The organism is Jeotgalibacillus malaysiensis, from assembly GCF_044789845.1.
Taxonomy (GTDB): domain Bacteria; phylum Bacillota; class Bacilli; order Bacillales; family Jeotgalibacillaceae; genus Jeotgalibacillus; species Jeotgalibacillus malaysiensis_A.
Genome location: NZ_CP085252.1, coordinates 2273903 through 2287970, shown reverse-complemented (window position 1 = coordinate 2287970; position 14068 = coordinate 2273903). Strand labels below are relative to the sequence as shown.

12 protein-coding genes and 1 other annotated feature are annotated in these 14068 nt (G+C 42.5%); all 12 genes read left to right on the top strand.

Annotated features, from left to right (window positions below; all coding sequences use genetic code 11):
• Positions 1-153 precede the first annotated feature (153 nt).
• The 12 genes from hflK (at position 154) to thrS (ending at position 14065) form a co-directional block, all read left to right on the top strand.
• The gene (gene hflK, locus LG330_RS12330; RefSeq protein WP_404404257.1) at positions 154-1122 is read left to right on the top strand and encodes an FtsH protease activity modulator HflK; all 969 of its coding nucleotides are present in this window, start codon (positions 154-156) and stop codon (positions 1120-1122) included.
• Positions 1112-2068, top strand: a complete 957-nt coding sequence (gene hflC, locus LG330_RS12325; RefSeq protein WP_404404255.1) for a protease modulator HflC — start codon at positions 1112-1114, stop codon at positions 2066-2068. Before hflK ends, hflC begins: the two co-directional genes overlap by 11 nt.
• 120 nt (positions 2069-2188) lie before the next feature.
• Entirely contained in the window at positions 2189-4822 is a 2634-nt protein-coding gene (gene polA, locus LG330_RS12320) for a DNA polymerase I (protein ID WP_404404253.1), read from the top strand.
• A 17-nt stretch (positions 4823-4839) separates the two neighbouring features.
• Positions 4840-5712: a bifunctional DNA-formamidopyrimidine glycosylase/DNA-(apurinic or apyrimidinic site) lyase gene (gene mutM / locus LG330_RS12315; RefSeq protein WP_404404252.1), complete on the top strand. Its 873-nt coding sequence runs from the start codon at positions 4840-4842 to the stop codon at positions 5710-5712.
• A 10-nt stretch (positions 5713-5722) separates the two neighbouring features.
• Positions 5723-6319: a dephospho-CoA kinase gene (coaE, locus tag LG330_RS12310; protein ID WP_404404251.1), complete on the top strand. Its 597-nt coding sequence runs from the start codon at positions 5723-5725 to the stop codon at positions 6317-6319.
• 139 nt (positions 6320-6458) lie between these two features.
• Entirely contained in the window at positions 6459-7496 is a 1038-nt protein-coding gene (locus LG330_RS12305) for a glyceraldehyde-3-phosphate dehydrogenase (RefSeq protein WP_404404249.1), read from the top strand.
• Positions 7497-7857: 361 nt separating this feature from the next.
• Entirely contained in the window at positions 7858-8238 is a 381-nt protein-coding gene (gene speD / locus LG330_RS12300) for an adenosylmethionine decarboxylase (protein WP_404404247.1), read from the top strand.
• Positions 8239-8329: 91 nt separating this feature from the next.
• Positions 8330-8713 (top strand): hypothetical protein, encoded by a 384-nt coding sequence (locus tag LG330_RS12295; RefSeq protein ID WP_404404245.1) that lies wholly within the window; start codon positions 8330-8332, stop codon positions 8711-8713.
• Positions 8714-8784: 71 nt separating this feature from the next.
• Entirely contained in the window at positions 8785-9246 is a 462-nt protein-coding gene (gene nrdR, locus LG330_RS12290) for a transcriptional regulator NrdR (RefSeq protein ID WP_404404243.1), read from the top strand.
• A gap of 60 nt (positions 9247-9306) precedes the next feature.
• The gene (locus tag LG330_RS12285) at positions 9307-10665 is read left to right on the top strand and encodes a replication initiation and membrane attachment family protein (protein WP_404404241.1); all 1359 of its coding nucleotides are present in this window, start codon (positions 9307-9309) and stop codon (positions 10663-10665) included.
• Positions 10665-11603 (top strand): primosomal protein DnaI, encoded by a 939-nt coding sequence (gene dnaI / locus LG330_RS12280; RefSeq protein WP_404404239.1) that lies wholly within the window; start codon positions 10665-10667, stop codon positions 11601-11603. The genes LG330_RS12285 and dnaI overlap by 1 nt, the downstream gene beginning before the upstream one ends.
• A gap of 254 nt (positions 11604-11857) precedes the next feature.
• Positions 11858-12082: a binding site (T-box leader), on the top strand.
• Between the two features lie 51 nt (positions 12083-12133).
• Entirely contained in the window at positions 12134-14065 is a 1932-nt protein-coding gene (thrS, locus tag LG330_RS12275; protein ID WP_404404237.1) for a threonine--tRNA ligase, read from the top strand.
• Positions 14066-14068: the final 3 nt, after the last annotated feature.

Genomic DNA, 14068 nt, shown 5'->3' with positions numbered 1-14068 from the left:
AGATACTAAGTGAAAACCCCTTCATCCAGGGAACCCCAAGAAAAAGCGTGAACAGACCCCGTTCACGCTTTTTCTATTGTATTTAAAAGATCTTGAAACCTTTTTGTAATATTTAACGTATTAGAGTTAATACATACAGAAAGGAAGATAGACATGAGTATCAGGCGCATCATGGCTGGTATTGGAATCGTCGTCGGTTCAGCAATCTTATTAGTTGTTCTTTTTACATCGTGGTACACAGTGGACGAATCAGAACAGGCACTTGTGCTGACTTTTGGTGAAGCCAATGAAACAATTACTGAATCCGGGCTGAAGTTCAAGCTGCCCTGGCCAATACAGCAAGTAGAAATTTTATCAAAAGAAACATTCAGCTTACAGTTTGGTTATGAAGAGGAAGACGGAGAAATAAAGTCATTCCCGGAAGAAACAGTCATGATCACTGGAGATGAATACATAGTACTGGCAGACCTTGTCGTCCAGTGGAAGATTACAGATCCGAAACAATATCTGTTTAATGCAGAGGATCCTCAGGAAGTTTTATATGATGCGACTTCTGCGTCAATCAGAAGCATTATCGGGAGCTCCACGATTGATGATGCCCTGACTTCAGGTAAGGCGGAAATTGAAGCTGAAACAAGGGAGTTACTGGCCTCATTAATTGAAAAATATGAAGTCGGAATTTCAGTGCAGGCAGTACAACTGCAGGACGTTGAACTCCCTAACGCAGAAGTTCGCCAGGCATTTACCGCTGTAACAGATGCGCGTGAAGGTGCCATTACAAAAGAAAACGAAGCACAGAAATACCGTAGTCAGAAAGTCAATGAAGCAGAAGGTGAAAAAGACGCTATTATTTCCAGGGCCGAGGGTGAGAGAGCTTCAAGAATTGAGCAGGCACGTGGGGACATTGCAATCTTTAGTGAAATTTTAACTGAATATCAGAGTAACCCAGAAATAACACGCGAACGTTTAATCCTTGAAACACTCGAAGAGGTCCTGCCAGGCACGAAGCTTTATATAATGAATGATGACGGAGATACGATGAAATATCTTCCTTTGCAGCCTGAACGCCAGCAGCAGCCACCAGTGACTGAGGAAAGTGAGGAATCTGCAAATGGACAATGATCAGAATAAAATATTTGAATTTAATAAAAAACCTAAAACAAATAAACCAAAAGCAGATATTGAGTGGAGAAAATTCACAAAGGTTTTTATTCTCATCGGCTTGCTGCTGTTCCTCTTAATTACTGCACTTTTAAATGTGTTTATTGTCAAAGAAGGCGAATACCGGGTTGTCAGACAGTTTGGTGAAGTAGTCAAAATTATTGATGAACCTGGCTTAAATGCAAAAATACCTTTTGTACAGTCGGTGACAACGCTCCCTAAATATCAAATGACGTATGACGTGTCAGAAGCGGAAATTAACACAAAAGATAAAAAGAGACTGATCATTGATAACTATTCAGTCTGGCGCATCACTGATCCGGTCAAAATGATTTCAAACGCCGGAACAATGATCAATGCTGAGTCCAGGATGGAAGAGTATATCTACTCAGTTGTCAGATCTGAGCTTGGTCAATTTGATTATGATCAGATTATAAACGATGAGAAATCATCCCGGGGAAGTCTGAATGACAGGATTACAGAGCGGGTAAATGAACTTCTCAGCCAGGAGCAATTCGGTATTGAAGTAGTGGATGTCCGTATGAAGCAGACAAACCTGCCTGCTGAGAACGAACAGGCCGTTTACACAAACATGATCTCTGAGCGTCAGGCGACTGCGCAGGATTACCTTTCTACTGGTGATGCCAATAAAAACAGAATTGAAGCCAATACTGACCGTGAAGTAAGAGAGCTGCTTTCAACAGCAAATGCTGATGCAGACGTGATCCGTGCAGAAGGTGAAGCGGAAGCGGCAAGGATGTATAATAACGCATTCTCTGCGGATCCTGAGTTTTATGAGCTTTACAGAACACTTGAATCGTATAAGAAAACTGTAAATGATGAAACCATGATTATTTTGCCATCTGATTCTCCTTATGCGTCTCTTCTTCAAGGTATAACAGAATAATGCCCGCTGTTTTCCCTTTCATTTTGGACATGCTAAAATGAAGAGGGAAAACAGCTTTTTTATGTAGAGAACAAAACTTTAGCAGGCAAATAGCTGCTGGGTTAATTTGATCTAGAGGAGATGAACGGTTTGTCGAAAAAATTAATGCTGATCGATGGTAACAGTATTGCCTACCGTGCTTTTTTTGCACTGCCATTACTGAACAACGATAAAGGCATACATACAAATGCGATATATGGATTTACCACGATGCTGATGAAGCTGCTTGATGAGGAGAAACCGACGCATCTGATGGTCGCTTTTGACGCGGGAAAAACAACTTTTCGTCATAAAACTTTTGAAGACTATAAGGGTGGAAGACAGAAAACCCCACCTGAATTATCCGAACAGTTCCCGTTTATCCGGGATTTACTAAGTGCACATAACATTAAATATTATGAGCTCGATCAGTATGAAGCGGACGATATTATCGGTACGTTAAGCACACAGGCTGAAAAAGACGGCTTTGAGACAGTCGTTATTTCAGGTGATAAAGATTTAACCCAGCTCGCTTCAGAAAAAATCAGGGTAGACATTACTAAAAAAGGTATCACTGATCTTGAAAAATACACGCCTGCGCATATCGAAGAAAAGTATGGCCTGACACCTGATCAGATTATTGATATGAAGGGTTTAATGGGAGATTCTTCAGATAACATACCTGGTGTCCCTGGCGTTGGCGAGAAAACGGCGATTAAGCTGCTGAAGGAGTTTGGGACGCTGGAAAATGTTCTGGATTCCATCGATCAAGTGAGCGGTAAAAAGCTGAAAGAAAGGCTTGAAGAAAATAAGCAGCTTGCTGAGATGAGTAAGAAGCTTGCGACGATTACAAGAACGGCTCCTGTAACTGTTAGGCTGGACGAACTTGAAAAACAGGAAGCTGACTATGATAAGCTTACACAGCTTTATAAAGAACTCGGATTCAATTCACTGCTTGATAAGCTGGACGGTGAAGAAGAAGAGATTGAACTGAAAGACATTGAATGGGAAGAAGTCACTGATTTTACACCGGAACAGCTTCCATCACATGCTGAACTATATATAGAAATGTATGATGTGAACTATCATACAGCTGATATTTTAGGGATTGCTGTCCACGCTGATCAGAAGACTTATTTTATTACACCTGACAATGCTGCGAAGTCAGAGCAATTTAAGCAGTGGATAGAAGATGAAAAGAAGTCGAAATCTGTCTATGACGCAAAGGCGTCAATTGTTGCCTTTGACCGCCTTGGTATGAATTTAAAAGGGGTAGATTTCGATTTACTGATTGCATCTTATGTGATCGATGCCTCTGAAGCAGCGGATGATTTTGCTTCGATTGCAAAAAGGCATGGGGCGGATGCGGTGCCAACAGATGAGTCTGTGTACGGAAAAGGCGCTAAAAAGAAAGTTCCCGAACATAACGATCTCATGCAGCACACAGCCAGAAAAGCAGCAACGATCAATGCGATTAAAGAAACCTGCATTGCTTCCCTTGAGAAGAATGAACAGCTTGAACTTTTTGAAAAGCTTGAACTGCCGCTTGCAACCGTTCTTGCTGAAATGGAAAGTATGGGCGTGCAGGTGGATATTGACCGCCTGAAGGATATGGGGATCGAACTGAAGAAAAGGCTTGAAGAAATTCAGTCTGATATTTACAGAATTGCCGGTGAGGAATTTAATATTAATTCCCCTAAGCAGCTCGGTGTCATTTTATTTGAAAATCTGCAGCTGCCTGTATTGAAAAAAACAAAAACAGGTTACTCAACATCAGCTGACATTTTAGAAAAGTTAAAGCCGGAGCATGAAATTATTGAGCATATTCTTCATTTCAGACAGCTCGGTAAACTTCAGTCCACCTATATTGAAGGGCTATTAAAAGTGATTCATGACGATTCGAATAAAATTCATACAAGATATAATCAGGTACTCACGCAGACTGGGCGCTTAAGCTCAACTGATCCTAATCTGCAAAACATTCCGATCAGACTTGAGGAAGGCCGTAAAATCCGACAGGCATTCATACCCTCTGAAAAAGACTGGGTCATGTTTGCAGCTGATTATTCCCAGATTGAGCTGAGAGTACTTGCTCACATTTCTGATGATGAAGGATTGAAGGAAGCATTTCATCAGGGAATGGATGTTCACACAAAAACGGCGATGGACGTTTTCGGTGTAGAAAAGGAAGATGTAACGTCGGGTATGAGAAGACACGCAAAAGCGGTTAACTTTGGAATTGTCTACGGAATCAGCGATTATGGGCTGTCGCAGAGTCTAGATATCTCGAGAAAAGAAGCAGCTGAATTTATTAAGAAATACCTGGATAGTTATCCGAAAGTAAAAGAATATATGGATGACATCATACATGAGGCTAAACAAAAAGGTTATGTGGAAACATTGCTGCACCGCCGCAGATATATTCCTGAGATCACGAGCAGAAACTTTAACCTGAGAGGCTTTGCTGAACGTACAGCAATGAATACACCGATTCAGGGGACTGCTGCTGATATTATTAAAAAGGCAATGATTGAAATGGCTGATCGTCTGAAAGCTGAAAAACTTCAAACGCGTATGCTGCTTCAGGTGCACGATGAACTGATTTTTGAGTGTCCAAAAGATGAAATTGAAAAGCTTGAAAAGATCGTACCGGAAGTAATGGAATCTGCAGTGGAACTGTCAGTACCGCTGAAGGTTGATTATTCATTCGGAAACACCTGGTACGATGCAAAGTAAGAAGGGAGACGAGAGACATGCCTGAATTACCGGAAGTAGAACACGTGAAAAGGGGTCTCTCTCCAAAGGTTGAAGGGCTGATCATTGAAGAAGTGACGTTTTCTAACACAGTCATTAAAGCCCATGAAGCTGGAAGAAAAGCGGTTGTAAAAGGAGAAGGGCTGGACGCCTTTAAATTTGCCGTTACTCAAAAAGAAATCTCTGCCATTGACCGCCGCAGCAAGTATCTGCTCTTCCGTCTGGGGCGGCAGGATGATGAAATGCTGATCTTGTCGCACCTTGGAATGACAGGCGCATGGTTCGTTGTAAATGAACTTGGAGAAATTCTTGAAGACAGATTCCGCAATCACGTACATGTCATATTTAATCTGTCCAACGGGCAAAAACTGGTGTATTCAGATATTCGCAGATTTGGAGAAATGAGATTTCTGCCGTCTGAAGAAGCGCACCCGCCTTTAGCTGAAATCGGACCTGAACCTTTCGATGAGGATGCTGAGATCAGATTCCTGGCAGCTTTAATGCTACCGAAATTTTCACGGAAACCTGTTAAGGAATCAATTATGCATCATAGTGTGGTTGCAGGGTGTGGGAACATCTACGCAACAGAAGCGCTTTTCAGAGCAGGCGTCAGTCCTAAAAGAAAAACTGACAGGCTCAGTCTGAAAAAGAAAAGAGAGCTGTTTCATCATATTGTAGACGTGCTGAGAGAAGGGATTGCAGCAGGAGGAAGCAGTATCTCTGATTACAGAAATGTAAACGGTGAAGCTGGAGGCATGCAGGAACGTCTACAGATGTATGCGAAATCTACGTGCCCTGTCTGCGGTTCAGCGGTTAAAAAAGCAGTTGTCGGAGGGCGGACCTCACATTACTGCACCACATGTCAAAAGTAAGGGGACATTTATGATTATCGGATTAACCGGCAGTATTGCCACAGGAAAAAGCACAATTGCTAAAGAACTGATCAATTTAGGATACACGGTAGTCGACGCCGATCAGTCAGCGCGCAAGGTCGTTGAACCGGGGGAAGAGGCGAACGTAAAGATCAGAGAAGTATTTGGAAATGAAGTGTTCACTGAGGATGGTCATCTTGACAGGCCTAAGCTCGGTGAAATCATCTTCAATGATGAAGGGAAACGTAAAGAGCTCAATGGAATTGTTCATCCTGCTGTCCGTGCTGACATGCTCGCGCAGAAAGATCAGGCTCTTAAGAATGGAAAGCACACTGTATTTCTGGATATCCCGCTCCTCTTTGAAAGCGGACTGCAATGGATGGTGGAAAAAGTACTCGTCGTCTACGCACCTGCAGACCTTCAGAAAGAGCGACTGATGAAACGTAATGATTACAGCGCTGAAGAAGCAGCTTCAAGAATTGCATCTCAAATACCGGTAGAACAAAAGCGTGACCAGGCGGACGCTGTCATTGATAACAGTGGTTCGATTGAACAATCTATTAACCAGCTGCATAAGCTGATTGAAGACTGGAAGCTGACACCCTGAATAAACGAACAGTACTCATCCTTTAAAAGGGTGAGTTTTTTATTGAAAAAATGTCATTATGTATTTGCAAACGCTTTTAATATGTTATACTAATGCTAGTTAATTTGAAATTAAGTATAACATTATTAGGGGGATCCTCATGAACAAGACGAACATTGCAATCAACGGGTTTGGCCGAATCGGCCGTATGGTGTTTAGAAAAGCGGTAATGGAAGACACACTTAATATAGTAGCCATCAATGCGAGCTACCCGCCTGAAACACTGGCTCACCTGATTAAATATGACTCTACTCATGGCGCATTTGCTGCAGAAGTGATTGCGAAAGAGGATGCATTAATTGTCAATGGAAAAGAAATCAAACTTGTCAGTGATAGAGATCCTGCAAACCTACCATGGGCATCAATGAATGTTGATATTGTCATTGAAGCTACTGGTAAATTTAATGCACGCGACAAAGCAGCACTGCATCTTGATGCTGGAGCGAAAAAAGTCGTCCTTACAGCGCCTGGTAAACAGGAAGATGTGATGATTGTAATGGGTGTAAACGAAGAGGATCTGAATGTAGAGAAGCATGATGTAATCTCTAACGCATCATGTACAACGAACTGTCTGGCACCTGTTGCTAAAATTCTTGATCAGGAATTTGGCATTGTAAATGGATTAATGACAACAGTGCACGCATATACGAATGACCAGAAAAATATTGATAATCCGCACAAAGACCTGCGCCGCGCACGGTCATGCGGACAATCAATCATCCCGACTTCAACCGGTGCAGCTAAAGCACTTGGTAAAGTTCTGCCTAATCTGCAGGGTAAGCTGCACGGAATGGCACTGCGTGTTCCAACGCCAAACGTGTCACTCGTCGACCTTGTCGTAGATGTGAAACGTGAAGTAACAGTTGAAGAAGTAAACAACGCTTTTAGAAAAGCTGCTGGAAACGAAATGAACGGAATTGTGTCATACACAACAGAACCGCTAGTATCAATTGACTTCAACACAAACCCAAGCTCAGCAATCGTTGACGGACTTTCAACAATGGTCATGGGCGCAACAAAAGTAAAAGTACTTGCATGGTACGACAACGAATGGGGCTACTCATGCCGCGTAGTCGATCTCGTCCAGCACCTTGCAAACCAGATGGAACAATCCCAGAGAGAAGTAACAGCATTATAATGAATAGGATTTAAATATATTCTTAGAAGAAGTACATTTAAATGTATTTCTTCTTTTCTTTTTATAGTAGATAAGGTGACCGGAGCTGAAGGTGGTGTCTCCACCGCCCGGCCGCGAAAAGCGTCCGCCTGGCGTGCAGGTCACCCGGTCTTCATATAAAAAACGTGCAATATCTCTAAATAAAAACAAATCATTGCAAAATCATTCAAAAAACCTTATACTGATTTTCGTGATCTTATTCCGGTTCACACAACATAACTTCTGCTTAAAGGGTTAGGACCTCATTGGACTAACTTTCCCCCGTGGCAGCAGGGTCTGATTAACCGGGTAAGTTCAAATTTTCAGTAAGGGGGAACGATCAATGGAAACAATGGGTCGTCATGTAATAGCGGAACTATGGGGCTGTGACTTTGAAAAGTTAAACAGCATGGAATTAATTGAACAAACATTCGTAGATGCTGCACTGAAATCAGGTGCTGAGGTAAGAGAAGTTGCATTTCATAAATTTGCGCCGCAGGGTGTAAGTGGAGTCGTGATCATTTCAGAATCACATTTGACTATTCACAGCTTCCCTGAACACGGCTATGCGAGTATAGATGTATACACATGTGGAGATCTTGATCCAAACGTTGCAGCGAATCACATCGCTGAATCACTTGGCGCTGAGACACGTGAAACAATTGAAGTATCACGCGGTATGGGGCCTGTAAAAGTCCCACAATCAACGGTACACGCAGGTTAATCTGACAAAAGAGGTGCATTTTCGCATCTCTTTTTTATTTTCTCCATAAAACTGATAAACTAAGGTTATAGACACTGGAGGAGGAATTACGTTGGCCAAGTTAAAGGGAGTTTTTAAAAGGTTCAGTCAGGAATGCGAGACGGCAGACAAACATCAAGAAAAAGAGCTTGAAACACGTTATTATAAAGTATCATTCGACAAAGTATACGATCAAGTAAAACGCTACTTTTCAAATGATGGGTATGAGATTTCATCAGAATCAAAAGATCATGGGGAAATTATGATCACCCGCACGAAGAGTCCTAAAATGTTTTTAATTGCAACCGTTGTCAGTACAAGACCAATGCACACAGCGCTTGATTTGAAAGCGTCTACTGACCAGATGGTTGTCGGCGGTGCTTATCCGAAGCTGAAGGAAGAAATTTCTATCTGCTATCAGGCGCTTGCAAAAGAGATGAGAGAAGCTGAAAAGTAAGAGGAACCCTTGTGGTTTAAGCTTTTTTTCAGTATCATTAGAGGAAATAGATTCGATGTGGAGCTGGTGAAATGAAATGTCCATCCTGCCATGAAAACGCAACAAGGGTGATTGATTCAAGACAAGTTGACGATGGAAAATCGATCCGGCGCAGAAGAGAATGCGAAGATTGTCAGTATCGTTTTACAACATTTGAAAAAGTGGAAGAAATTCCGCTGATTGTTGTAAAAAGAGATGGCATCAGGGAACAATTCAGCAGAGACAAAATCCTGCGCGGTCTGATTAAAGCCTGCGAAAAAAGGCCAGTACCATTTGAAAAACTTGAACAGATTGCTTCTGATATTGAACGTGAACTCCGCAGTCAGGGAATTTCAGAGATCCCATCTGTCGACATTGGAGAAATGGTCATGGACAGACTTTCATCAGTTGATGAAGTAGCATACGTAAGATTTGCGTCTGTATACCGTGAATTTAAAGATTTAAATGTGTTCATAGATGAAATGAAAGAACTGTTGAATAAAGAAAGAAAATAAAGAGCAGTCAGCTGCTCTTTTTTTGTAGATTTGGATAGGATAGATGAAAGGTCTGAGCTTATGACGAGTTTATGGAAAGAAATACAGCCCTCAGATGAATATAACGTTCAGCTGAATGGTCAATTAAGCGAACATGACAGAGAGCTGGTGTCATTTTTGTATCAGCCGTTGCTCGGGGCCGACGCAATCAGTCTGTATAATATATTATGGCTCGAGGTGGAGCGTCATCATCTTGAGAGTGAAGCACGCACTCATAAAACACTGATGGACCTGATGTCAGTTTCAATAGAAAGAATCTTTCAGGCCAGACTCCGCCTAGAAGGAATGGGGCTGCTAAAAACCTTCCTTAAGACAGGAGACACTAAGTCGTATGCTTATCAGATACAGCCGCCATTAAGTGCAAAAGCTTTTTTTGAAGATCCGATGCTGAGCGTCTTCTTGTACAGACAGATCGGAGCCAGTCAGTTTCAGCGGTTAAAAAACAGATTTATCGTATCTTTTGACAACCTGCAGGCATACGAGGAAGTAACGCGATCGTTTCAGGATGTTTTTTATTCAGATGCTAAGATCTCACCGCATATGCCGGAAAAGGTGGAGGACGGTAAGACGCTGACATTTGAAGGTGAAAACAGCGGGATCGCAGCAGATTTTCAGGCGTTTGACTTTCACGCACTTTTTGCAGGTCTTTCTGAAGCGATGGTGCCAAGAAAAAGTTTAACGTATGATGTAAAACAGCTGATCGTGAAGCTTTCTATTCTGTATGGGTTATCTGAACAGGAGATGAAAAGTCCGATTCTCTCTTCCATAACAGAAGAAGACAAAATTGATACAGAAGCCCTTAGAAAAGCGTGCAGGGATTCTTTTCAGCTTAAAACGAATTCAGCACTGCCTGCGCTAAAGCATTTTGCTGAGCAGGCGAAGGTCCAAAAACTGCCTGATTCAGAGGATCAGACGCTGCAGTATTTAAAGAAGAGTTCACCTGTACAGGTACTAATTGATGCCTCTAATGGTGTGAAGCCCTCAAATACTGAGCTTGAACTGATTGATCATCTGATTTATGAAAAGAGGCTTCCTGATGAAGTGATCAATGTGTTAATTCAATTTGTACTTTTGCGGACAAATATGAAGCTGACTAAAGGCTTCACTGAACAGATTGCTTCACAGTGGGTCAGAATCGGGATTAAAACAGCTGAAGAAGCGATGGCTGAAGCAAAAAAAGAACATAAAAACTATCTTACCTGGAAGAAGTCAGGTGGGAGTAAGACATCAAGAAAAGAAAAAACCATTCGGAAAGAAAAGCTTCCGGACTGGTTTACTTCTGATGAATCAGAAGAAGTGGCGGATCCTGAATTCCTGAAGGAGAGGGAACGCTACTTAAAAGAACGCGAACTGAAAAAGCGCAAAGCAGGTGAAGAATAATGGATCCGATTAATAGAACGATCAAACGGATTTCAGGATCAAATGAATTTCAGCGCAGATATGAAATGATGAAAAAGGAAATCTCAGCTGACCCGGAAATTCAACAGTTTTTACAAATCCACAGAGATGAGCTCTCGCCGAACGCAGCTGATCAGGGAATGATCAAGTTATATGAGTTTATGACCAGATCTAGAAAATGTGCAGATTGCCCGAGTCTTGGGGAATGTAAAAACACAATGAAGGGATATGAGCCGAAGCTGATCATTCAAAACGGCTACATTGATATGCAGTATGCGCAATGCCCGAGACAGATCGCAGCTCAGGAACAGCGAAATACTGAAAAACTGGTCCAAAGCATGTATGTCCCTAAAGATGTGCTGAATGCCACTTTTGATCAGGTGGATGTGGATAACCCGACGAGAATGAAAGCTTTGCAAATTGCAGAAGATACAGTCAGTCAACTCGTTGCAGATCCTGAACATTATAAAGGGCTATATCTGTACGGCAAATTTGGTGTTGGTAAAAGCTATTTGCTTGGCGCTGTTGCCAATGAATTGAAAAAGCAGAACAAGGCAAGCTTTATTCTGTATTTCCCTGAATTTTTAAAAGAAATGAAGCAGTCGCTCGGCGATCAGACTTTCGCAGGGAAAGTGGACGCTGTCAAACGGTCTTCCATTCTGATGCTTGATGATATCGGGGCAGAATCACTTTCAAGCTGGGCACGTGATGAAGTACTTGGAACGATTCTGCAATACAGAATGGCAGAAGGGCTTCCAACATTTTTCAGCTCGAACTTTGACTACAACGAACTCGAACACCACCTGACCTATTCCCAGCGAGGCGAAGAAGAACCAGTCAAAGCAGCCAGAATCATGGAAAGAATCAAATTCCTGTCCATCCCGGTTGAAATGAAAGGGAAGAATAAGCGGAATATTTAATTGGGCTCAGGCTTTTGCAATTTAAGTACAAAAACTTTCAATGTCTCATGCACAGCGTGACTCGTAGTGGAAGGCGGGGACTCCGGGACGAATAGCGGGATAGCTGAGATCCCGCAGGCGAAGCCGAGGAAGCTCAGCGACCGCCGTCCGGAAAGCCTCCGCCTGGAGCGAAGAGTAGACGCCAATGTTTTAAATTTAAACTTGCTTTTATAACCAACCTCATCTAAAATGACTCTTATCAAAACAATTTATAAATAAAGGCACTGACAGGGACATGAATCATTTGAAGCTGATTATAAGAGAGAGAGGACCCGGCTGAAATCCTCTTATGAAGCAAAATGTATTTACCACCCTTGAGCCGTATGAGTGAACACTGAAGTAATTCGTACCGGATGCAGCCCGTTAGCTGAACCAGAGATTCTGGACACTTGTTCAGAAAGAAGGGTGGAACCGCGGGTTAATATAACTCCGTCCCTTTACCAGGGATGGGGTTTTTTATATGCAAAAATTTAATTGAAGGAGTGTTACCCATGGAAGAACAAATTAAAGTGACTTTTCCTGATGGAAACAGCAAGGAGTATCCTAAAGGGATCACAGTTGAAAAAATTGCATCATCCATTTCTTCAGGACTGAAAAAGAAAGCAGTTGCCGGAAAAGTGAACGGACAGCTTCTGGACCTTCGTACACCGCTGGATCAGGATGCAGAAGTAGCCATCCTGACACCTGACGACGCGGAATCACTTGAAATTATGCGACACAGTACAGCCCATCTGATGGCACAGGCCGTAAAACGCCTGTATCCTGATGCGAAATTCGGTGTCGGTCCTGTGATTGAAGGTGGATTCTACTATGATATTGACACTGAGTCATCAATCTCAACTGAAGATCTTCCACGTATTGAAAAAGAAATGAAAAAAATCACTGGAGACAACATTAATGTTGAACGAGAAGTTGTCAGCCGCGGGGAAGCAGTCAGCCGTTTTAAGGAAATTAATGACCCTTATAAGCTTGAATTGATTGAAGCCATTCCTTCAGAGGAAGACGTAACAATCTATAAGCAGGGAGAATTTTTTGATCTTTGCCGCGGGATTCACGTTCCGTCAACAAAGCATATTAAGGAGTTTAAACTGTTAAGTGTTGCCGGTGCATACTGGAGAGGCGACAGTGATAATAAGATGCTGCAGCGTATTTATGGCACTGCCTTCTTCAAGAAAGAAGATCTGGACCACCACCTGGAGATGCTTGAAGAAGCAAAGCAGCGTGACCATCGTAAAATTGGTAAAGAACTTGATCTTTTTACAAGCTCACAGCTGGTCGGCCAGGGGCTTCCAATCTGGCTGCCAAAAGGCGCGACAATCCGACGTACAATTGAACGTTATATTGTAGATAAAGAAATTTCTTTAGGCTATGATCACGTATACACACCAGCCCTTGGGAGCGCAGAGCTTTACAAAACAAGCGGTCACTGGGATCACTATGAAGAGGGTATGTTCCCGCCAATGGAAATGGATAATGAAACACTCGTCCTTCGTCCGATGAACTGTCCTCACCATATGATGGTGTATAAACAGGATATTCACAGCTACCGTGAACTGCCGATCAGAATTGCAGAACTTGGTCTGATGCACCGATATGAAATGTCAGGTGCACTGTCAGGACTTCAGCGTGTTCGTGCGATGACACTGAATGATGCACATATCTTCGCGCGTCCTGATCAGATTAAAGAAGAATTCCAGCGCGTTGTGCGTTTGATTGAAGAAGTATATAAAGATTTCGGTTTGCACGAATATAAATTCCGTCTGTCATACCGCGATCCTGAAGACACTGAAAAATACTTTGATGATAATGAAATGTGGGAAAAGGCTCAGGCAATGCTCAAAGAAGCGATGGATGATATGGGTCATGACTACTTTGAGGCTGAAGGCGAAGCGGCATTCTACGGACCAAAGCTTGATGTTCAGGTGAAAACTGCGATTGGAAAAGAAGAAACATTGTCTACTGTACAGCTTGACTTCCTTCTTCCTGAGCGCTTTGACCTGAATTATATTGGTGAAGATGGCAAACAGCACCGCCCTGTCGTTATTCACCGTGGGGTCGTGTCAACAATGGAACGGTTCGTTGCATTCTTGATTGAAGAGCACAAAGGCGCTCTTCCGGCATGGCTGGCACCGGTGCAGGTCCAGGTGATTCCTGTGTCTCCATCCATTCACCTTGATTTTGCGAAAAAAGTGCAGGATGAGCTGCAGCTTGCAGGCGCGCGTGTAGAAGTAGATACGCGTGACGAGAAGATGGGGTATAAGATCCGTGAAGCACAAATGAAGAAAATCCCTTATATGCTTGTAGTAGGGGATAAAGAAATGGAAAATAATGAAGTCAATATCCGTAAATACGGTGAGCAGGATACAGACACTGCCTCACTGAATGATTTCACACAGCAATTGAAACAGGAAATTACACGATAAAAA